20 protein-coding genes and 1 riboswitch are annotated in these 20905 nt (G+C 73.8%); of the genes, 2 read left to right on the top strand and 18 right to left on the bottom strand.

The features are described 5' to 3' along the window. Nucleotides 1-2 precede the first annotated feature (2 nt). The 10 genes from WCD58_RS19050 to WCD58_RS19005 form a co-directional block, all read right to left on the bottom strand. Entirely contained in the window at nt 3-932 is a 930-nt protein-coding gene (locus WCD58_RS19050) for an Fpg/Nei family DNA glycosylase (RefSeq protein WP_337704644.1), read from the bottom strand. Between the two features lies 1 nt (nt 933). Beyond that, nucleotides 934-1389, bottom strand: coding sequence for a hypothetical protein (locus WCD58_RS19045; protein ID WP_337704643.1), 456 nt, complete (start codon nt 1387-1389; stop codon nt 934-936). A gap of 9 nt (nt 1390-1398) precedes the next feature. Beyond that, nucleotides 1399-3033, bottom strand: coding sequence for a class I adenylate-forming enzyme family protein (locus WCD58_RS19040; RefSeq protein ID WP_337704642.1), 1635 nt, complete (start codon nt 3031-3033; stop codon nt 1399-1401). A gap of 23 nt (nt 3034-3056) precedes the next feature. Next, nucleotides 3057-3899, bottom strand: coding sequence for an alpha/beta fold hydrolase (locus WCD58_RS19035; RefSeq protein ID WP_337704641.1), 843 nt, complete (start codon nt 3897-3899; stop codon nt 3057-3059). After that, nucleotides 3896-4288 carry a helix-turn-helix domain-containing protein gene (locus tag WCD58_RS19030; protein ID WP_337704640.1) on the bottom strand — a complete coding sequence of 131 codons (393 nt, stop codon included), beginning with the start codon at nt 4286-4288 and terminating at the stop codon, nt 3896-3898. Before WCD58_RS19030 ends, WCD58_RS19035 begins: the two co-directional genes overlap by 4 nt. 3 nt (nt 4289-4291) lie before the next feature. Continuing rightward, nucleotides 4292-4624, bottom strand: coding sequence for a hypothetical protein (locus tag WCD58_RS19025; RefSeq protein ID WP_337704639.1), 333 nt, complete (start codon nt 4622-4624; stop codon nt 4292-4294). A gap of 85 nt (nt 4625-4709) precedes the next feature. Beyond that, nucleotides 4710-4898, bottom strand: a complete 189-nt coding sequence (locus tag WCD58_RS19020; RefSeq protein WP_337704638.1) for a hypothetical protein — start codon at nt 4896-4898, stop codon at nt 4710-4712. Nucleotides 4899-5116: 218 nt separating this feature from the next. Beyond that, entirely contained in the window at nt 5117-6871 is a 1755-nt protein-coding gene (locus WCD58_RS19015; RefSeq protein WP_337704637.1) for a PHA/PHB synthase family protein, read from the bottom strand. Between the two features lie 129 nt (nt 6872-7000). After that, nucleotides 7001-7909 (bottom strand): class I SAM-dependent DNA methyltransferase, encoded by a 909-nt coding sequence (locus WCD58_RS19010; protein WP_337704636.1) that lies wholly within the window; start codon nt 7907-7909, stop codon nt 7001-7003. A gap of 175 nt (nt 7910-8084) precedes the next feature. Next, on the bottom strand, nt 8085-8690 hold the full coding sequence (locus tag WCD58_RS19005) for a hypothetical protein (RefSeq protein ID WP_337704635.1): 606 nt from the start codon (nt 8688-8690) through the stop codon (nt 8085-8087). A gap of 235 nt (nt 8691-8925) precedes the next feature. Between WCD58_RS19005 and WCD58_RS19000 the strand changes: the two genes are divergently transcribed. Continuing rightward, a complete protein-coding gene (locus tag WCD58_RS19000; RefSeq protein WP_337704634.1) occupies nt 8926-10170 on the top strand; it encodes an alpha-hydroxy acid oxidase in 1245 nt (414 codons plus the stop codon). 52 nt (nt 10171-10222) lie between these two features. Here the strand turns inward: WCD58_RS19000 and WCD58_RS18995 are convergent, their stop codons facing one another. The 7 genes from WCD58_RS18995 to WCD58_RS18965 all read right to left on the bottom strand — a co-directional run bounded on the left by WCD58_RS18995 (nt 10223) and on the right by WCD58_RS18965 (nt 18116). Then, nucleotides 10223-10702 (bottom strand): nitroreductase family deazaflavin-dependent oxidoreductase, encoded by a 480-nt coding sequence (locus WCD58_RS18995; RefSeq protein ID WP_337704633.1) that lies wholly within the window; start codon nt 10700-10702, stop codon nt 10223-10225. 29 nt (nt 10703-10731) lie between these two features. Next, nucleotides 10732-11625, bottom strand: coding sequence for a hypothetical protein (locus WCD58_RS18990; RefSeq protein ID WP_337704632.1), 894 nt, complete (start codon nt 11623-11625; stop codon nt 10732-10734). Beyond that, nucleotides 11622-12539, bottom strand: coding sequence for a hypothetical protein (locus WCD58_RS18985; protein ID WP_337704631.1), 918 nt, complete (start codon nt 12537-12539; stop codon nt 11622-11624). Before WCD58_RS18985 ends, WCD58_RS18990 begins: the two co-directional genes overlap by 4 nt. 91 nt (nt 12540-12630) lie before the next feature. Then, the gene (locus tag WCD58_RS18980; RefSeq protein ID WP_337704630.1) at nt 12631-13677 is read right to left on the bottom strand and encodes an aldo/keto reductase; all 1047 of its coding nucleotides are present in this window, start codon (nt 13675-13677) and stop codon (nt 12631-12633) included. 36 nt (nt 13678-13713) lie between these two features. Further along, a complete protein-coding gene (locus tag WCD58_RS18975) occupies nt 13714-15207 on the bottom strand; it encodes a GDSL-type esterase/lipase family protein (protein WP_337704629.1) in 1494 nt (497 codons plus the stop codon). 46 nt (nt 15208-15253) lie between these two features. Further along, nucleotides 15254-16606: a purine-cytosine permease family protein gene (locus WCD58_RS18970; protein ID WP_337704628.1), complete on the bottom strand. Its 1353-nt coding sequence runs from the start codon at nt 16604-16606 to the stop codon at nt 15254-15256. Next, nucleotides 16598-16711: riboswitch (TPP riboswitch) on the bottom strand. Its footprint overlaps the gene before it by 9 nt. Nucleotides 16712-16814: 103 nt before the next feature. After that, nucleotides 16815-18116: a DUF1996 domain-containing protein gene (locus tag WCD58_RS18965; protein WP_337704627.1), complete on the bottom strand. Its 1302-nt coding sequence runs from the start codon at nt 18114-18116 to the stop codon at nt 16815-16817. Between the two features lie 442 nt (nt 18117-18558). Between WCD58_RS18965 and WCD58_RS18960 the strand changes: the two genes are divergently transcribed. Beyond that, on the top strand, nt 18559-19245 hold the full coding sequence (locus tag WCD58_RS18960; RefSeq protein ID WP_133826668.1) for a response regulator transcription factor: 687 nt from the start codon (nt 18559-18561) through the stop codon (nt 19243-19245). A gap of 34 nt (nt 19246-19279) precedes the next feature. Here WCD58_RS18960 and WCD58_RS18955 read toward each other — a convergent pair whose 3' ends face one another. Then, nucleotides 19280-20842: an ArnT family glycosyltransferase gene (locus WCD58_RS18955; RefSeq protein WP_337704626.1), complete on the bottom strand. Its 1563-nt coding sequence runs from the start codon at nt 20840-20842 to the stop codon at nt 19280-19282. Nucleotides 20843-20905 lie beyond the last annotated feature (63 nt).

Below are 20905 nucleotides of genomic sequence, written 5' to 3'. Positions count from 1 at the left end.
AGCTATTTGACCAGACGCGACAGCCGACGGTCCGCCAGCGCGCGGCCCTGTGTCTGACAGGTGGGGCAGTACTGGAAGGACCGTTCGGCGTACGAGACCTCCCGGACGGTGTCCCCGCACACCGGGCAGGGCAGGCCGGTGCGGGCGTGCACCCGCATCCCGGAGCGCTTCTCGCCCTTGAGACGGGCCGCGTCCTGGCCCACCGCGCGCTCCACCGCGTCGGCGAGCACGCCGACCATCGCGGCGTGAAGCCGGTCGACCGCCTCCGCGTCGAGCTTGCCGGCCGCCGCGAACGGCGACAGCTTCGCGACGTGCAGGATCTCGTCGGAGTAGGCGTTGCCGATGCCGGCGATGACCTGCTGGTCGGCGAGCAGCGTCTTGAGCCGCATCGACCCGATGGGTCCAGCTCCGCTGCGCTTCGTGTCCCGGCGCCCGTCCAGCAGCTCGCCGAACTCCGCCCGCGAGATCGCCAGCGCGTCCGGCCCGAGCTTGGCGACGCCCGGGACCTGCTGCGGATCCTCGACGAGGTACACCGCCAGGCGCTTCTGCGTGCCGGCCTCGGTGAGGTCGAACCCGGGGCCGCCGACGGTCTCGAGGTGCACGCGGAACTCGAGCGGGCCCTTCCCGGGCTTCGGTGGCGTCGCCGACGCCTGGTCGTGCCAGCGCAGCCAGCCCGCCCGGGACAGGTGCACGACGAGGTGGAGCGGAGTCGACGGTCCAGCTCCGCTCCGCTGCGTGTCCTCCAGCTCGAGGTCGAGGAACTTCCCGTGCCGCGACGCCCCGGTCACCAGCCGCCCGACCAGCGCGGACACCGGCGGGTCGAAGGTCTTGAGCACCGTCATGCTCGCGACGTCGACGCGCGCGACGGGCCGGGCGAGCGCGTGCGTGCGCAGGTGCTCGGCGAGGGCCTCGACCTCGGGGAGCTCGGGCATGTCAGCTCACCGGCTGCAGGGGACTGTCGGCGTAGGCGGGCGTCGCGCGGGTCTCGAGGCTGCGCACGGTCTGCATCATCTCCTCGCGCGCGGCGGCGGTGCCCCGCACCCAGCCCACCCAGCGCTCGGGCGCCGACCCGTCGGAGCCGCCCGGCGTCTCGGCGACCAGCGTGCGCGGGCGCCGCAGCACCCACCGGCCGGGGAAGAACAGCAGGATCGCGAGCAGGATCAGCCAGACCCACACCGGGACGACGACGCCCTGGCTGCCCGTGAACCACCAGGCCAGCAGCGCGACCCACAGCAGGCCCATGATCGAGACGATGCCGATGGCCGCGAGCCGGCCGCCCTGCATGTCGTGCTCGAAGTCCTCCCCCGTGGCGGGGTCGGTCCACTCGAGCTTCTGGCGCACCATCCACTGCCGTCCGTCGGCGGCACGCACGATGCGGATCCGGGCCATGCGGACACTCTAGCCCTGCTCACGGCGCCAGACCGGCTCCCCGAGCGCGCCGTCCAGCTGGTCGCGGAGCTCGCGCTTGAGCACCTTGCCCGCCGCCGAGACCGGCAGCGTGGCGACGAGGTGCACGGCACGCAGCCGCTTGTAGGGCGCCACCCGCTCGTCGAGGGCGGACGCGAGCGTCGCACCGAGCTCGGCGGTGGGCTCGTGGCCGGGCGCGGGGACGACGACGGCCACCGGCTCCTCGCCGACCGCGGCGTCCGGCCGTCCGACGACCGCCGCCGACGCCACCTCGGGCCGGGCGACCAGCAGCTCCTCGAGCTCCCGCGAGTACACGTTGTAGCCCTTGTAGAGCAGCATGTCCTTCGCGCGGTCGACGATCTCGAGCTGGCCGTCCTCGCCCAGCACGCCGATGTCGCCGGTGCGCAGCCAGCCGTCCACGAGCGTCTCCGCGGTGGCCTGCGGGCGGTCCAGGTACCCGGCCATGACCTGCGGGCCGCGCGCCCACACCTCGCCGGCCGCGCCCACGCCCGCGGGCTCGCCCGGGGACGGCCCGACGACGATCTCGGTGTCGGGCACGGGGACGCCGACGGTGCCGATCCGGCGGTGCGCGGAGCGGGCCGTGGCGCCCATCGTCAGCCCCATGGTCGCCTCGGTCATGCCGTAGCCCTCGACGATGACCGCCTCGGGCATCCGCTCCGCGATCCGCTGCGCGAGCGCCACCGGCATCGGCGCGGCGCCCGAGGTGACCGTGCGGACCGACGTGAGGTCGCGCCCCGCCGCCTCGGGGTGGGCGAGCAGGGCGTGGAACAGCGGCGGCGCGCCCGACACCGTCGTGGCCCGGTGGGTCTCGACGTCGGCGAGCAGCCGGGCCGGGTCGAAGCGCTCGTGGACGATGCTCGTCGCCCCGGAGACCACGGCGACGCCGATGCCGCCGATCGTGCCCATTGCGTGGAACCACGGCGCGACGGCGATGCCGGTGCCCTCGCCGAGGCGGACCGGCCACTCCTCGGGCGGGCCGACCTGCTCGAGGCCGACGTCGCCGCCCAGGCCGGGTGCCGGGCGCGACCCGCTGCCGTGGCAGGCGTACTGCAGCACGTTGGTGACGACGTTGGCGTGGGTGAGGACGACGCCCTTCGGGCTGCCCGTGGTGCCGCCGGTGTAGGCGAGGTGCGCGCGCGCCACGGTCGGGTCGAGGTCGACCACGGGCGCCTCTTCGGCCTCGGCCCCGTCGGCGACGGTGACGCCGTCGGTGGGGATGAACGGAATGGGCGCGCTCGCTCGCAGCCCCACCACCGCCACGGCCCGCGCGTCCTCCAGCTGCGCCGCGACCCCCTCGGCCGGCAGCTGCGGGCTCACCGGGGTGAACGTCGCCCCCGCCAGCAGGATCCCGTAGTAGGCGACCGGGTACGACAGCACGTTGGGCAGGTGCACGCCCACGACGTCGCCGGGTCGGACGCCCTGCGCCTGCAGGTGGTGGGCGAGCCCGCAGGCGGCGCGCCACAGGCCCGTGAACGTCAGCGTCCGGTCGTGGTGCGAGAACGCGACCCGCTCGCCGTAGCGGCGCGCGGCGCCGTCGAGCAGAGCCCCGACGGCGACCTCCGGGTAGGTGAGGTGCTCGGGAACCCAGGTCCGCCAGTCGGTCATGCCCGCACCCTATTGGCAGGCGTTCAATTGTCCAGGAAGTCCTCGAGCACCGGACCCAGCTCGTGCGGGCGGGTGAGGATGCCGACGTGGCCGCCCTGGTGCAGGTGCACGGTGGCGCGGGGGATGAGCGTGCCCATGAGGTGGGCGTTGACCACGGGGATGACCGGGTCGCGGCGCCCCGCGAGCACCAGCGTCGGGGCCGTGATGAACGGCAGCACGGGCAGGCTGGTCCACGTCATCAGGGCCATGAGCTGGAACAGGTAGCCCCGGAACGCGACCTTCCGCGCGCGGCCGAACACCTCGTCGACCGCGGCCTGGTCCTCGCCCACGTAGATCTCGGCACCGGCGTCGTGGCGGTAGCGCTTGTCGTTGTAGCGGCGTGGCGTGAGCATCTTGGCGAGCACGGTGAACCGCGCCGGCACCATCATCGCGCCGGTCCCGGTGCTCACCAGCGCGAGCCGGTTCGTGCGGTCGGGGTGCTGCAGCGCGAACTGCTGCGCGATCCCGCCGCCCCACGACAGGCCGAGCACGTCGGCGCGGGCGTACCCGAGCTCGTCGAGCAGGCCGGAGAGCAGTCCCGCGAGCCCGGCCATCGGCAGCGGCACCCACGGCAGCGGCGAGCCGCCGATCCCGGGCACGTCGAAGCGGACGACCGGACGGTCCGGGTCGAGCGCCGCCACGAGCGGGTCGAGGAACTCGATGCTCGCGCCGATGCCGTTGACCAGCACCAGCGGCGTGCGCCCGGGCGCGCCCGGCCGGTGCGCGACGTGCAGGCGGTGCGCGGCGACGACGAGGTCGCCGACCCACTCCGGGCGCCCGGCCGGGACGGGATCGGGACCGGGGTCGTCGACGGGGAGCGCGCTCACGGCGTGCCTCCCGCGGTGTAGCTCCGGTACACGGAGATCAGGGCCTCCTTCTGCGCGTCGGAGAGCCGGGGGTCGGCGCGGATCGCCCGTTCCGTGGACGCCTCGCTCGGCCCCGTGGCCTCCGCCGGGGTACCCCCGGCGTGCTCGCGCACCAGGCCGGCCTGCAGCAGCAGGGTCTCGGCCGAGATGTCGAGGGCCTCGGCGATCGCGTGCAGCACGCGCACCGAGGGTTCGTGCAGCCCTCGTTCGATCTGACTCAGGTACGGATTCGAGATGTTGCTCAGGGCGGAGAGCTGCCGCAGCGACAGGCGCGCGAGCTTGCGCTGGCTGCGGATGAACCCGCCCAGGGCGCGACGGTGGTCCTCCCACGCCCCGGCCGGGCCCGCCATGTCCTAGCGGCGCGGCGACGTCGTCGCGCGCACGGACGCCGGGAGCGCCGGGGCGACGGCGTCGATCACCTGGTGGGCGACGGCGCGCTGCGCCTCGAGGATCTGCACCCCGGTGTCGTAGAACCGGTCGACGGCCTCGCCGGGCGTGCGCGGCAGACCGGCCGCGGACCCGGCGCCGGTGACGGCCCCGGCACCGGGGACGTTCTGCAGCGCCGCGGTCCAGGACTCGGCGACGGAGCCCGCGAAGCGGAGCCCGGCCTCCTGGACCTGGGTGAGCATGTCGACGGCCCGCTCGCGGACCTGGTCGATGCTCGGGTCGGCGGTGGGGGTGGCCATGGGGGTTCCTCCGCGTCGTCGGTGACGGCGCTCAGTTTACCAAGCGCTCCCGGGTCGACGCGGTACGGCGATGGCGCCGGTCACGTCAGGATTCCGGCAGCGAGGCGACCAGACGCTCGAGGCGCTCGGCGACGCGCGAGGCGCACGAGCCGCAGGGGCAGCGCGCCTCCCGGCTGGCCAGGAGCAGGTCCAGGCGCAGGAACACCGGGTCGAAGGCGGGGCCGACGGCGTCGTCGACCTTCCGGCGGAGGGCGACGGAGGCGTGGCGGTTCATCGGGCAACACCCTCGGGCGGTGAAGGGCAACGGTCGGTCCGGTTGCAGGAGGCGCGATGCAGATGCGCTCCTTGCAACACGGTGACGAGCGCGCGCGCTCTCGTCAACCGTGGATCGACCGATCGGCCCTCGCCGTTACCCAGCGTTCAACAGGCGAAACACCGTCGAGGCGCAGGTCACCCACCTGCTCCTCGCACGCCACGCAGCACGCCCCGTGCTCAGGCCGTCCCGAGGACGTACGAGCCGGGCGCGTCCCCGAGCGGCGGGTGGGCGTCCGACCCGACCGGCGGCGGCGTGCGCATGCCCCCGCCGCGCTCGGCGATCCAGTCGCGCCACGGCTCCCACCACGAGCCCTGGACCTCGCTCGCCCGCTGCAGCCAGGTGTCCGCGTCCGGAGCGGAGGTGCCGCCGACGGTGCCGATCCAGTGCTTGGCCTTCGTGCCGGGCGGGTTGACCACGCCGGCGATGTGCCCGCCGTTGCTCAACGTGAACGTGACGTCGCCGCCGAGCAGGCCGGTCGAGGTGAACGACGTGCGCCACGGCGCGATGTGGTCGTTCACCGCGCCCACGATGAACGTGTCGTTCGTGATCGACTTCAGCGAGAGGTGCTCGCCCAGCAGCTCGAGCTCGCCGCGGGCCAGCTCGTTCTGCAGGTAGAAGTGCCGCAGGTAGAAGGCGTGCATCTTCGCGGGCATCCGCGTCGAGTCCGCGTTCCACGCCAGGATGTCGAACGCCGGCGGGGCCTTGCCCTCCAGCCAGTTCGGCCCGACGTAGTTGAAGATCAGGTCGTTGGCGCGCAGCAGGTCGAACGTGCCCGCCATCGACTCCGATGGCAGGTAGCCGGTCTTCGCCATCTTGCGCTCGAGCCGCTCGACGATCTCCGGGTCGACGAAGCTCGCGACGGGCCCGGGGTCGCTGTAGTCGAGCAGGGTGTTCTGCAGGGTCAGCGAGTTGATGCGGTCGCCCTGGCCCCGCGCGTGCAGCATGGCCGTCGCGATCGTGGCCATCAGCCCGCCCAGGCAGAGACCGACGAGGTTGACCTTGTCCGCGCCGGTGATCTCCTGGACCACGTCGAGCGCGGCGAGGTCGCCGAGCTCCAGGTAGTCGTCGAGGCCCGTGTCGGCCATCGACTCGTCCGGGTCGCGGTAGCTGATGACGAACACGGTGTGCCCGTGCTGCACGGCCCACTCGAGGAAGCTGCGGCCCGGCGCCAGGTCCATGACGTAGTACTTGTTGATCCACGGCGGGCTCACGAGGATCGGGATCTCGTGGACCTCGTCGGTCTGCGCCTCGAACTGGATGAGCTCCATGAGCCGGTTGCGGTAGACGACCTTGCCCGGCGTCGCGGCGAGCTCCTGGCCCACGCGCAGGTTGGTGCGGTCGACCTGCTGCGGGCGGCCCTGGTTGGTGGCGAGGTCGTCGAGCATCTGCCGGAACCCCGACACCACGCTCGTCCCGCCGGTCTCGAACGCGCGCTTGAGCGCCGAGGGGTTGCCGGGCAGCAGGTTGGTGGGCGACAGCAGGCTGCTCAGCACGTCGGCGAGCAGCAGCGCCCGCTCGCGCGACGACTCGTCGAGGCCCGCGGCGTCGACGAGGTCGTGCAGCGTGGCCACGAGCGCGAGGTACTGCTGGCGCAGCCCCCAGTAGGCCGGGTTCTCCTCCCACGTCGGGTCCTTGAACCGGCCGTCCTTCTCGATCGGCACCGGACCGTCGGCCGTCGAGCCGAACAGCCGCGCGACCGTCGCCGTGCCGATGCGCGCGGCGAGCGCCGCGTGCCCCGCGACGACCCGTCCGACGTCGGCCGGGTGCGTCGCGAGGCCCTGGGCGACCTGCACGACCGTCCGGCCCCACAGGGCCGGGTCGACCTCGGCCAGCACCTCGGCCGGCACGATCGACTCCAGGGAGCGGGCGAGGTCGACACCGACGCCGTCCGGGATGGTCGGCGGCTGCGTGCGGTGCTGCTCCAGGGTCATGTCGGCGACCTACCTCCACGTCGACTCCGGGCGTGCCGCGCCGACACGCCCCGACGGGGAGTGTGCCCCGATGGGAGCTGGGTCACACGGTTACCGGCGAGTCATAGAGCGAGGTCTCAGCGCGGGGTCTCAGCCCGCGAGTGCGCCCCGCTTGCGCGCGACGATGCCCTCGTAGAGCAGGGGGCTGGCGTCGGTCGCGAGACGGTGCTGGAAGCGCTCGCGGCGCACCACCTCGAGGGCACCGGAGCGGATCGACTCGCCGATCATGCCGCCGAAGCCCGTGGTGTCGGTGTCCTCGAGGAACGCGTCCTTGATCGTCAGGACGATCCAGCCGTCGGGCGCGACGAGGTCGTAGGCCGTGCGGAACGCCGCCGGCGGGATGTCGCCGAAGCCCAGGGCCGCGACCACGGTGAGGGCGTTGAGCCGGTGTCCGGCCAGCGTCTCCCGCTGGGCGGCGGGGAGCCGGGTGAGGTCCGCGACCTCGTAGTCGGCGTAGAGGCCGGGCCGGTCGCGCAGGGCGGCGTCGCGGGCCTCGGTGAGGATGTCGACGCCGACGGAGTGCGCCACGCCGATCTTGGCGAGCTCCTCGGCCATGATCCCGTTGCCGGCGCCGAGGTCGAGGACGCGCAGCGCCGAGGCCTCGTCGCCCGCGGTGGCCAGGGCCTCACCCAGCAGGCCGACCATGAACCGCGGCGAGTCGCAGCCCAGGACGTCATAGAAGATCTTCTCGTAGAGCCCGGGGACGCCGAAGATGCGGTCGTAGTCGTGGAAGCGGTACTCGCCCCACGTGCCGTCGGGCTGGGCGACGACGCAGAACTCGTCGTCCTGGCTGAACTTGCTGCCCGGCTCGGGGAGGGCCAGGCGCAGCGCCGCGCGAGCCGCCTCGAGGTCGACGGGGCGTGGGTCCGGGGCCTTGCGGCCCGCCGGTGCCGTTGCGGCCTCCGGCGCGGCAGCTCCGCTGCGCTGCGTGCCGCCTGCCCGGTGGAGGACCTCGTGCTCGCGGCTGGTGCCGTTGCCGTTGACCGCCGTGGGTGCCATCGACTTTCTCCTCCCGGTGTCACCCTCCCCAGGGGAGGGCGACGGAAGCTGGACGCGGGCAGCAGGAACCGCCCGCGTGGAGCATCACGCGGGATCGATCGTCGTCAGCCCCCGGAGCGGGGGTCAAGGAAAGGGGGCGTCAATAGAAGCAACGTCACGCGTGGCGCCCGGTTGATCACCCCCAGCGGCCGCCGCCCTGCGGCCCCCGCGGGTCGTAGCGGGTGGTGCGCTCGTCGCGCTGGCCGTACGGGTCGTTGTACTGCTGGTCGTAGCTGCCGTAGCGCTGGTCGTAGCGGCCGTCGTACTGCCGACCGCCCCAGCCGCCCTGCGCCGCCGGACGGACCGCGGTCCGCGAGACCCCCGAGAGCATCGAGATGATCGCCAGCCCGATCGCCGCGTAGAGGACCGCCGTGGCGATGTGGTCGACGACGCCGCCGGCCGCGAGGAACACCTGCAGCACCAGCACCACGAGCACCAGCAGCACGATCGCCGAGAAGAACGTCGCCGGGCGGGGCGTCGTGAGCAGCAGCAGGTGCAGCAGCGCGGTGCCGGCGAGCGCGGCGATCACGGCGCAGACCGGGATGATCGTCATGGCGTTGTCGACGAGGGCGCCGCTGCGCTGCGCGGTCTGGATCCCCAGGTCGAAGACGTTGGAGATGATCAGGACGCCGACGATGGCGATGCCCGCGGCGACGATCGCCGTGGCCACCCCGCCGGCCCAGAGTCGTCGGCCGAGGACCTCGACGTCGCCGTCGTTCCACGAAGACTGCGGGTAGCTCACGACCTCGTCCTCTCCCCGACCGACGGTGCCGGCCCGTCCGGATGGTTGTACCGCACCGGACGTCGCCACGGGTGGACCCTCCCCCGGCGCCGGGAGCGTCCCTCCCCCGGGTCGAGCTCCGCTCCGCTCCGTCTCCCTTGACGTTCCGCGTCCGGCCCCGTTCGGTGAGCAACGGCTGTGCCGTCACGACCGCGTCACCGCTGCCGTCACCACCGTCACGAAGAGGAGCCGGCCGATGACGACCCCGCCGCAGCACCCGACCGCAGGACGCACGGCGCGCCGGCTGCCGCGCCCGTCGGAGCTGCGCCCGCTGCTGCGGGTCGCACGTCCCGAGCTGGACCCGACCCGGCGGCGGCTCGCGCGGGCCCACACCGTCGCCGACCTGCGCACGATCGCCCGGCGCCGCACCCCGCGGGCGGTGTTCGACTACACCGACGGCGCCGCCGAGGCCGAGCTCTCCCTGCGCCGCGCGCGCGACGCCTTCTCCCGCCTGGAGTTCCGGCCGTCGGTGCTGCAGGACGTCTCGCACGTCGACACCTCGACCACCCTGCTGGGCGGGCCCTCCGCGTTCCCGTTCGCCTTCGCGCCGACCGGGTTCACCCGGATGATGCACCACGCGGGCGAGCCGGCGGTCGCGCGCGTGGCCGCGACGCTGGGGGTGCCGCACACCCTCTCGACGATGGGCACCACCTCGCCCGAGGACCTCGCCCTCGCCGCCCCGCACACCCGGCGCTGGTTCCAGCTCTACCTCTGGCGCGACCGCGAGGCGAGCGCGGCGATCGTCGAGCGGGTGAAGGCGGCGGGCAACGAGGCCCTGATGCTCACCGTGGACACGCCCGTCGGCGGGGCCCGCCTGCGCGACGCGTACAACGGCCTCACGATCCCCCCGGCGCTGACCCCGCGCACGCTGCTGGACATGGCGCGCCACCCGCACTGGTGGATGAACGTCCTCACCACCGAGCCCCTGGAGTTCGCGGCGCTGTCCTCGTGGGGCGGCACGGTCTCCGAGCTCATCGACACGATGTTCGACCCGCACCTCACGCTCGACGACCTCGCCTGGCTCCGTTCCACATGGAACGGGCAGCTCGTGGTCAAGGGGATCCAGACCGCGGCGGACGCGCGGCGGGTGGTGGACGCCGGGGCCGACGCGGTCGTGGTGTCCAACCACGGCGGGCGCCAGCTCGACCGGGCGCCGGTGCCGCTGGAGACGCTGCCCTCGGTGGTCGCGGAGATCGGCGGCGAGGCCGAGGTCCTGCTCGACACGGGCATCATGTCGGGGGCGGACATCGTCGCCGCGGTGGCGCTGGGCGCCTCGGGGTGCCTGGTGGGGCGCGCGTACCTCTACGCGCTCATGGCCGGCGGCGAGCCCGGGGTCGAACGCCTGGGCACGATCCTCACCGCGGAGATCCGCCGGACGATGGCGCTGCTGGGCGTCTCGCGCGTCGAGGACCTGCGCCCGGAGCACGTGCGGCTGGGGTAGCGGCGTGCGTGACGTCGCCCGTGATCTCCACGGGCGCACGGTCGGCCGGTGGCTAGCGCCGACGCGTGAGCACGACGAACGGGATCGTGCGCCCGACCTCCTCGGCGCGGCGCTGGTAGCCGGCGAACGGCGAGTAGGTCGCGAGGGCGGCCGGCCAGAGCCGCGCGCGCTCCTCGTCGCCGGCGACCCGGGCGTGCACGGGGCGGACCTCGTCGCGCACCTGCACGGTCGTGTCGGGGTGGGCACGCAGGTTGTGGAACCACGCCGGGTGGCGCGGGTGCCCGCCGTACGACGCGACGATCACGACGTCGTCCGGGTCGTCGGGGTGGGTGAAGTAGAGCAGCGGCGTCGTCCGCGGTCGCCCCGAGCGGGCACCGACGTGGTCGAGCAGCAGCATCGTCGGCATGCCCGGGATCGTGTGGCCGAGCCGGCCGCCGGTGCGGCGATAGAGCGCGATGTGCGCCCGTGTCACCGCACCGACGACCGGGGCGAGACGATCGAGAACGCGACCGAAGCCGCTGGTGGTGACCACGACCGCACGTTAGCGGCCGCAGCCGCCGGCTACAGCGTGAGCAGCCGGTCGAAGAACTCCCGGTAGCGCTGCACCGCGCGGCGCATCTCCTCGGTCGACGGGTCGCCGCCGAGCGCGTTCGGGTCGAGCGCGCTGCGCTGCTGGGCGAAGGTGCGCGAGAGCTCCTCGAGCACCTCACCGACCAGCGCGTCGGCCTGCGCCACCGCATCGCGCGGCCGGTCGACGAACGCCATCCGGACGTCCTCCCACTGGGTGCGCCAGCGGGTGGCGTGCTCCGAGTCGAAGATCGTGCCGTGCTCGGCGGGCTGCCGTGCGTCCCCGGGGTCGTGCGCGCCGTCCCCGCGCGCGCCGGGGTGGCCGCCGTGCTGGTCGCCGGGAGCTCCGGCCGGCTCGCCGGGCGCGCCGGTCCCGTGATCGGGCGGCCCCGGGTACGCGCCGGGCTGACCGCCCTGCCCCGGCACCTGCCCGGGAGCCTGCCCGGGCTGGCCCTGGTTCGCGCCGTACTGCTGGGGCGGCGCCTCGCCCACGTGCTGGCCGTGCTGCTGGGCCTGTCCACCGCCCGGCTGGCCGCCGTACTGGCCGCCACCGGGCTGCTCGACGTACTGCCCGCCCGGCTGCCCGCCGTACTGGTCCACACCCGGCTGCCCGCCGTACTGGCCGCCACCGGGCTGCTCCGCGTACTGAGCGCCCGGCTGCCCGCCGTACTGGTCGACGCCCGGCTGCCCGCCGTACTGGCCCGCGCCGGGCTGCTGCCCGTACGGGTCCTGACCCGGCCCTGCGGCGTGCCCGGGCGCCTGGTGGTCGTTCCACTGCTGGACGCCGCCCTGCGCGCCCAGGTCCTGCCGGGGGTCCTCGTCGTACCCGCCGGGGCGCTCGTGGCCCTGCGGCCCGCCGGTGGACCGGCTCTGCTCGGGATGACTCATCGCCTGCGCTCCTGGTGTCCGTCGGGTCCGCCGGACGCGGGAGGCGTCGACGGTGGCCGGCCCGGGCCGGCCGGTCCGCCGGGGGGCGGACCCTGCGGGGGCGCGCCCTGCGGAGGCGCGGCCTGCTGGGGCACACCCTGCGGCGGCGCCTGCTGGGGCACGCCCTGCGGAGGCACGCCCTGCGGCGGCGGGCCCTGCGGCGGCGCTCCCCCGGGAGGGGCGCCCGGACCGGCCGCGTGCTGGGGCGCGATCCGCTCCGTGCCCGCGTTCGGGTGACCGATCCGCCCGTCGTCCCCACCGCCGCCGGCGCCCGGGATCCGCTCGGTGGTGCCGGCGACACCGCGGTGGTCGCCGCCTCGCTGATCGCCGTCACGCCCGCCGCCGTCGTCGAGCATGGCCTCCACGAGGGTGCGGAACGCCGTGAACGCCCCGCGCAGGTCCTCGGTGCTCGCCGTGCCCTGGCGGTGGGCGGTCACCACACGCTGGGCCTCGCGGTAGTCCCCGACGAGGTGGGGCTGGGCGACCGAGAGGTCGTCGGTGCGCCGCTCGCCTCCCTCGACGGGGTAGCCACGCGCCCGCATGATCGTGACGAGGAGCGCGTCGGCGTGCTCGACCGCGCCGCCCGGGTCGTCGACGAACCCGCGCTGGACCTGCTGCCAGTCGGCGTGGAAGCGCTGGCGCTCGTCGGGCTGGAGGTCCCGCAGCTGGTGCTGGTCGTGGCGCTCCTTGCGCTGCCGCAGCTCCCGCTCGGCCTCCTTGCGGTCGCCGGTCTCGGAGACGCGGCGCTCATACTCGGGACCGAACTCCTGCTGGAGCTCCTGTTGTCGCCGTCGTCGCGACAGCACGAGGGCGGCGATGCCGGCGACGACCAGCAACACCACCACGATGACGATCACGACGGCGACGGTGCCCATCGCGGGACCCCTTCCGGACGCGGGAAATCATCGGTCAGCGCTCGAGGAGGAGTGCCCGGTTCCGGGTGCTGATCCGCCGCGGAGCAGGGAATTAATTTCCCGCTGCGGCGCGCTCGGCGATCGGCCGACGCCGTTGGGCCACTTCGCCGATGGCGGGTGGTTCGTAGGACACATCGCCGGGGTTGGCGTCCACTCCCGGCGGCACGATCTCGTCGATGCGGTCGAGGACCTCGTCGTCGAGGGTGACCTCGGCCCCCGCGAGGACGTCCTCGAGCTGCTCCATCGTCCGGGGCCCGATGATCGCCGAGGTGACCGCCGGATGGGACACGGCGAACGCCATCGCCATGTGCACCATCGAGAGGCCGGCCTTCTCGGCGAGCGGGATCAGGGCCTCGACGGCGTCGAGCTTGCGCTCGTCGGTGAACCGGCCCGGCGACCGGTGCGCGCGCTGGGTGCCGGCGTCCTGACCCTTGCGGATCTTCCCGGTGAGCATTCCCATCGCCAGCGGGCTCCAGACGAGCGTGCCCATGCCGTAGCGGCGGCAGACCGGCAGCACCTCGCGCTCGATGCCGCGGTTGAGGATCGAGTAGGGCGGCTGCTCGGTGCGGAACCGCTGGTACCCGTGGCGCTCCGCGACCCACTGCGCCTCGACGATCTCGGAGGCCGGGAAGGTCGACGAGCCGATCGCCCGGACCTTGCCGCTGCGCACGAGGTCGGTGAGCGCCGAGAGCGTCTCCTCGACGTCGGTCTCGGGATCGGGGCGGTGGATCTGGTAGAGGTCCAGGTGGTCGGTCTGCAGCCGGCGCAGCGAGTTCTCGACCTCGGTGACGAGCCACCGGCGCGAGTTGCCGCGGCGGTTCGGGTCGTCGCCCATCGGCGCGTGGGCCTTGGTCGCGAGCACGATGTCGTCCCGGCGGGTGGGCGGGAGTTGTTGCAGGGCCTTGCCGACGATCTCCTCGGACTCGCCCTGCGCGTAGACGTCGGCGGTGTCGACGAAGTTGATCCCGGCGTCCAGCGCGCGGTGGATGATCCTGATCGAGTCGTCGTGGTCCGTGTTGCCCCAGGCGCCGAACATCATGGCGCCGAGGCAGTAGGGGCTGACCTTGATGCCGGTCCCGCCCAGTGTCCGCATCTTCACGGCGACGGAGTAGCCCCTGACATCCCGATCGATGCGTCAGCCCGGGGGCGGCGCCGCGGCCGGCGGCAGCCCGATCCGGTCGACGACCGGGATGGCGAGGCGCAGCTCGCCGACGCCCGTCGGGTGGAACGGGTGCGGGTCCTCGAGGGACTGCAGGTCCGGGCCCAGCCCGTCCGGCGAGGGCTCGCACAGCGGGGTCAGCGGCGGCGCGACGACGTCGAACCCGTAGCGCGCGGCGCCGGCCGCGAGCACCCCGTTGAGCCGGGCGTTGCGGTCGGCGAGCAGCTGGATCTCCTCGGGGGTCAGCCCGGGGTACTGCAGCGGGCCGCGCGCGGTGGAGCACCGCGCGTCGGGCTTCAGCACGTCGTAGCTGGTCATGACCACCACGCGCGGCTTGGACGGCAGCGTCGCGAGGTCGGCGAGCAGGTCGGCGTAGTCGCGGTCGAAGGCCGCCAGCCGGTAGGAGAACTCGCCGGCGGTGAAGTTGTCCGCGCAGTCGGTGACCGCGTAGCAGTAGCCGATGAGGTCGGTCCAGTTCAGGTCGTTCGGGCCGACCGCGACGACGACGAACGCCGGGTCCTCGACCTGCTTGAGGCGCCCGATCTGCGGCGGCACCGTGACCCCGCCCGTCTGCTGGGGTGCGCGCAGCCCGCCGGTGATGCGGGCGCCCGAGCAGGCGAGGTTGAGGACGTCGTCGCGGATGGCCGCGCCGAGCTGGCGGGCCAGCGAGTCGGTGCTGCGGGCGCACGCGACGTCCTCGGGCGACGCGTCCGGCGCCGGCGTCCCGCCCAGCCGGGCCACCCGCGAGTCCCCGATGACGACGCCCCGCACCCCGGAGACCGTCGGGCCGACCGGCGAGGGGGTGACGTGGTGGGCGCCGGTGAGGTCGGTGAGCGACCGCGCGCTGCGCAGCTCCTGCGCCCCGGCCACCGCCAGCACGCCGCACACGCCCCACACCAGCAGCGACACGCCGAGCGCGGTGATCGTCGACGACGTCAGCGTCCGGGAGAGCCGCCGCGCGATGACCGCCGGGCGGGCGCCGGCCCCGGAGCGGCGGGCGGTGAACCGGAGGGTGGCGAGGACCCGCAGCGAGCCGACCAGCCCGCACACCCCCAGCACCACGGCGACGAGGATCAGCGTCGCCTTCCCGAACCACTGCTCGAAGCCCGAGACGATCGCCGACAGCGCCTCGGTGGGGCTGTCGCCGTCGGCCAGCGACTCGAACGCGGACCCGGCGGTCTCGTTGCGCTGGACCGGGCCGATCGAGAGCTGCGGGCGGATCGGCCCGTAGATCGTCACGTCGGGGACGTCCAGGCTGGTGTTGCCGATCTGGACGATCCGGGGCGGTCCCGACGCCGTCGCGCTCGGCGGCTGGACGCCGACGCTGATCTGCTGTCCGAAGGCCTCGACGTCCTGGTCGGGCGTGAGGACCAGCGCGGCCCAGACCCCGGCCACCACGCAGGCGACGACCAGGAGCAGCGTCACGGGTGAGCGCAGTTCGCGCCCGGCGGCACGGAGGCGGCGGCCCACGGTCCTCCTCGCTGCTCGACTCCCCCGGACTTGTCGGGATCCAGCCCTACCGGACGGACCCCGCCCGCGTCACCCGCCGCTCCAGACGGGCCAGGGCCGCGGCGACCCCGGCGGCCACCACGAACGACAGCAGCGACGCCGAGAGCCACGACGGCGGCGTGAATCCGAGCGCGTCGCGCAGGGCGCTCCAGGCGTCCGACCAGACGGGCGCCCCACCCGGGTTGACCAGCTGGTACACCGCGAGACCGATCACCCAGGCGACGACCATGAGCGGGCGCGACGGGGCCCAGCGCGAGAGGTCCGGGCTCGCACCGCGGCGCACCAGCGCGTCACCGACCCCCACGCCGAGCAGCGGCACGAACACCGACCCGATGACGGCGAGGAAGACCGCGTAGTCGTCGATCGTCACGCCGAGGGCGAGCACGGTGATGACGGTGCCGATCACCAGGCAGAGCACGCGGCGGTCCGCACGCGGCGCGAGGTTCTGCACCGAGACCGCGGTGGAGTAGACGTTCGCGAAGGACTGGTCGGTCTCGCGGGCCGTGAGCACGAGCAGCGCCACGAGCCCGAGCGGCGCGGCGAGCATCGGCGCGAACACCTCGTCCCCGTTGCCCCCGACCAGGGCCAGGGCGGCGAGGCCGACGACGAAGCAGACGATCTGGGTGACCCCGTAGCCGACGGTGGCCGCGGTGAAGGCCGTCGAGACGCGCCGCGAGTGCCGCGAGAAGTCCGACGCGACCGGGATCCACGACACGGCGACGGCGATCGCGGCGTCGGTGCCCGCCCAGAACCCTGCCCAGGAGCCGCCGCCGGCGCCGAGGTCGAGCTCGGGCCTCGTGAACAGCCACCAGGCGAGGTAGGCCACCGAGATCGCGACGAGGATCGTCACGACCCGGCGCAGCAGGCGCAGCATCCCGAGCGGACGCAGCGTGAGCAGGGTGGTGACGACCCCGGCGCCGAGCACCCACGCCCAGGTCGGGCCGCCGAGCGCCAGCGTGCCGGCCTGGGCGATGACGACCAGCTCGAACGTGCCCCAGCCGATGAGCTGCACGACGTTGAGCACCGACGGCACCCAGGACAGGACGCCGCCGAACAGGCCGCGGAGCAGGACCATCGCCGGCGCGCCGGTCGCGGCGCCCGGCATCGCCGAGACGCCGACCATGGCGCTGCCGATGAGGGTGCCGACGACGGTCGCGACGACGGCGGCGGTGACGGTCAGCGGCGGGGCGCCCGCCGGCTGCAGCACCGCGAGGACCCCGGCGAAGCCGAGCAGGCTCACGCCGAGGTTGGCCCAGAACGCGCCCTGGTCGAGGAAACCGAGGGTCTTCGGCACGGGGCCGTCGAGGGTGGGGGCGACCTCGGGGTTCTCGGACGCCGAGGTCGATGCGGACGTGCTCAAGGTCAGCCTCCCTGCGCCGGCATGATCCGGATCAGGTTCCGACGGTCGGGACCGCTGGCAGGTCCCCTCTCAGCCCGGTGGCTCCGGACTCCCGTGAGCGCCGGTCGGCGCCTGCCGACGACCGTACGCGAAGCACACACGACGAGGGGCCGCCCTCGTGATCGCGAGGATCACGGGGACGGCCCCTCGGGGTCGTGCGGAGTGCGGCCTACTGCTGCAGGTTGGCGCACCGCTGGTCGTTGTTGATGCAGTCCGCTCCCGCGTCGTTCGACGCCTGGCTGGCGATGTTGTGGAAGTCGGAGTGGTCGGTCTTCGGGTCGTGCTGCTCGTTCGGGAAGCTGTCGATCTGGAACGTCCGGCCCTCGGGCTGGTCGTACTTCAGGGTGATGCGCAGGGCCGGGATCGGCTCCTGGTCCTCCTCGCAGTTGCCCTGGGCGTCCGGGAAGAAGATGTGCGAGCGGAAGTCCTTGGACTCCAGGTTCTCGCCGTCCCAGCAGCTCGGGTAGTCGAGGATGCGCGTCAGCTGCTCGTTCGCCCCGCAGATCGGGTACTGCTCGGTGATCCGGTTCTCGTTGCCGGCGCCGGAGCACGTGTACTTGGCGTTGACGTTCTTGCCGTCCTGAGCACCCTGCTTCGCGTTCCCCATGATCATCATGAGGTGGCTGGGCATGGCGGTGATCTCGCGGTCGCCGTGGCCGTGGAACGTCAGGTCGGCCGAGGCCGGCTTGATGATCGAGCCATTGTTGCCGTCGAGGCTGCCGCCGTCCTCGCCCTCGTCGGGGCTCTGGCCGTTGATGTCACGCAAAACCGGCCAGAAGAAGGCCGAGCCGTCGCCGTTGACGCAGGAGGTCTGGCCGGCGTCGGCCGCCTCCTGCAGCGGGTCGTCGTCGGAGTTCGCGTCGGTGGTCTGGTTGCCGACGTAGTCGTGGACGTGCTGGGCGCCGTTCTTCTTGCCCGGCGCGGCCATGTAGTTGTCCGAGTTGTTGTGGTCGCTCACGCCGCAGTCGACGCTGTACGACCCGCCGTTGAAGACGCCGCCCTCACCGATGTTGCCGTTCGCCTCGACGTCGCCGATCTCGACGTAGTCACCGGCGTCGGCGTTCGCGGCCTGGTCACGGCCCGGGAAGGGGTCCTCGGCCTCGGCGGCCTCGACCTGCGCGCCCTCGTTGTCGGCGTCGACCTCGCCGACGTCCTGGGACATCCCGTTGTTCTCGTCGCCGCGACGCTGCTGGTCGCCCTGGTCGTCCTGACCCTGGTCGCCCTCGTCGCCGTTCTCGTCGCCCTGGGCCTGACCGCCCTGGTCGCCCTGGTCGCCGTCGTCGTCGGAGCCCTCGTCGGAGTCGCCGGACCGGTTGCCCTCGTCGTCCGAGGAGTCGTCCGAATCGCCCTCGGACCCCTCGTCGGAGGACGAGCTGCTGAGGGAACCGAGGATGCCGCCGTTGCCGGACTCGTCGGCGGCGGCCGAGCCGGCCACGGCGACGACGCCGGCCGTGAGCAGAAGGGCCGCCACGGCTGCGATGAGCCGTGTCGGCAGGTTGGTGCGATGTCGTCCGCGTCGGGGCACGGGAACCTCCTGACGGTGCCCGCGACGCCGGGACGGGGGAGCTCGTCCGGGGAATCGACGCGCGGGACACGGGTGTCCTGCCGGTGGTTGTCGGCGGAGCCAGGACGGCGGCAGGGGCGAAAGGGGGAGCGTCGCCGCCCGGGCTCCGACGGAAGGTCACGGTAGGGACACGGCCGTCCGGCGACCGCTTATCTGAGAGATCTCAGGTTCCGGCGCCGCTCGCAGGACCGCTCGGCACGACGACCGGCAGGCTGATGCGGCCGAACGGATGAGTAAGTGGGCCGCTCGCCTCGTGTGGTTCTCAGGTCGGCGCGTCGGACGAGCATCACGTCTCCGCTCGCCGCTCGTCGATTGAACTCGAACGCGTCCCGGTACAAGCTGGACCGCGATGAGACCTGATCGTTATGCGGGCGCGGAGCGGGGCCGCGTGCTGTGCGTGGCCCCTTCCCATCGCACAACGAGCGTCCTGGTCGGGACGTTGCGGTCGCACGGCTTCGAACCCCAGCTCCTCCGTGAGAGCTGGAGCGTCGGGGCGACCGCGCGTGCCAGCGGGGCGCGGGCCGTCGTGCTGGACGTGGAGATGCCGGGACTGCGGCCCGTCGAGGTGCTGGCGGACCTGCACCGCGACAGCCCACGCACCCCGATCATCGCGCTGACCAGCCCCGAGGCCCGTGACCGCACGGTGTCGACCCTGCGCGCGACGCAGGACGACTACCTGGTCACGCCCTTCCCCATGGAGGAGCTGCTGGCGCGCCTGCGCCTGCGCCTCGGGGACGACCGCCCGACCGCGCAGCTGTTCCTGCGCCGCGGCGAGGTGGCGGTGGACACGGCGCTCGAGCAGGTCTTCGTCGAGAACAAGCCGGTCAGCCTGTCGCGCACCGAGTACGCGGTGGTCGACGCGCTCATCCGCCACCCGCGCGGGCAGGCGATGTCCCAGGAGCAGCTCGTCACCCGCGTGTGGGGCGGGCCGCCGACCTCGAACATCGTCGAGGTCTACATCGGCTACCTGCGCCGCAAGCTCGGCGCGGAGCGCATCCGCACGGTGCGCGGGCGCGGCTACATCCTCGAGGGCTGAGTCCTCGGCTGGATCATCGAGGTCTGGGCCGCGCTCAGCCGGCCCAACCGATCTGCGGGCCCGCCGGCCCGAGGACGAACCGTCCTGCGCCCCGTCCGGGGCCACCGCTGGTCGGCCACCCCGGCCCGTCCCCGGAGCCGGGCTCGAAGCGCAGCGAGTACTCGAACGGCCGCGGCGGCGTCCGGTCGGCGTGGAGGTAGTTGACCCCCAGGAGCAGCCGCGTCACCGGTCCGGCCTCCTGCTCCAGAGCGGCGACCTGCACCATGATGTGCCGCTGGTCGGCGAAGCCGTCGACGATGTCGCACTCGCACGCGTAGGCGAGCAGCCCGATCTCGCCGGTCGCCTGCACGCTCGTCCCGGGCGGGAGGGCGGCGCCGAGCTCGCGGCCCACGGCCAGGTACTGGTCGGCCGTCGTCCAGTTGCCGAAGATGATCGGGGCGGTCCACGGCACCCCGGGCGCGACCTGGACGCCGGCGCTGAGGCCGACCACCAGCACCAGGCCCGTGACGGCACCGCTCCTCGCGGCGACGTGCCCGGCGGCACCGAGCGCCGCGCACACGGTGAGCAGCGCGAGCGACGGGCTGTAGTACCAGGTGTACGGGGCGACACCCAGGGCCGCGTACGCGGCGTAGTGCGCCAGCCCGGCGATCCCGCACGCCACCACGACGCGGTCGGCGAGCTGCCCGCGACCGCGGGCGAGGGCGAGGGCGGCGGCCCCGAGGGCGAGCAGCCCGGCCACCACGACGAGCCCGATGAGCAGGGCGGCCGCGGGCCAGCGCTCGTAGAGGTAGAGCGGACCGTCGCCGAACGCCTCGCCCTCCGGGGGCGACTGCCCCATCTTGATCACGAGGCTGTCCGGGACGAAGCTGCCGAGCGCGAACCACGACCACACGTGCCACGGCAGGGCCACCGCGACCGCCGTGGCGAGGGTCCGGACGAGCCGGCCCCACCGTCGCGGCGCCGGCGTGAGGAACAGGACCGCGAGGACCACGACGGCGGGCAGGGCGAGGTCCGGGCGGGTCAGGACGGCGAGGCCCGTCACGACGCCCGCCGGGACCGTGCGGCGCTCGGCGCCGTACCGCGCGACCCCGACCAGCAGCGCCGCGGCGAGGAACGCCTCCATCCCGACGACGCTCGCGAAGATCGGCGAGGTGACGACGAGCCCCACCACCAGGCCGGCGACGACCACGCGGCGACGGCGGACCGCGTGCGCCAGCGAGGCCGCCCAGACCGCCGTGAGCGCCGTGGTGGCCACGAGCAGGAGGCCGACCGCGACGACCGGCCGGCCGGTGACGAGGATGCCGGCGGCGAGGAGCCAGACGTTCAGCGGCGAGGTCGCCGAGTTCGCGTCCCGGAAGGGTGTGAGCCCCCAGTGCCCCAGCTCGGCGAGGTTCCGCGCGTAGTCGAGGGTGATGTAGGAGTCGTCGGGCATCCCGCGGTACGCCACGACGAACAGCAGCGCCCCCAGCACGGCGCCGCCGGCGGCGATCAGCAGCGTGGACCGGGACGGCCTGGGGAACTCGCGCCCGCGGACCCCGTCGCGCGGGGACGGGACGTCCGGAACGGTCGTGGGGGACGGCTCGAGCCCGGTGGCCACCTCACACCCTCTCTCGGCCCGCGACGGCAGTCACGCTCGGCATCGGCCGACTCCGCCTTCCGT

The organism is Actinomycetospora flava, from assembly GCF_037400335.1.
Classification (GTDB): domain Bacteria; phylum Actinomycetota; class Actinomycetes; order Mycobacteriales; family Pseudonocardiaceae; genus Actinomycetospora; species Actinomycetospora flava.
The sequence above is the reverse complement of the archived record's forward strand: the minus strand, read 5'-3'. Positions and strand labels throughout refer to the sequence as shown.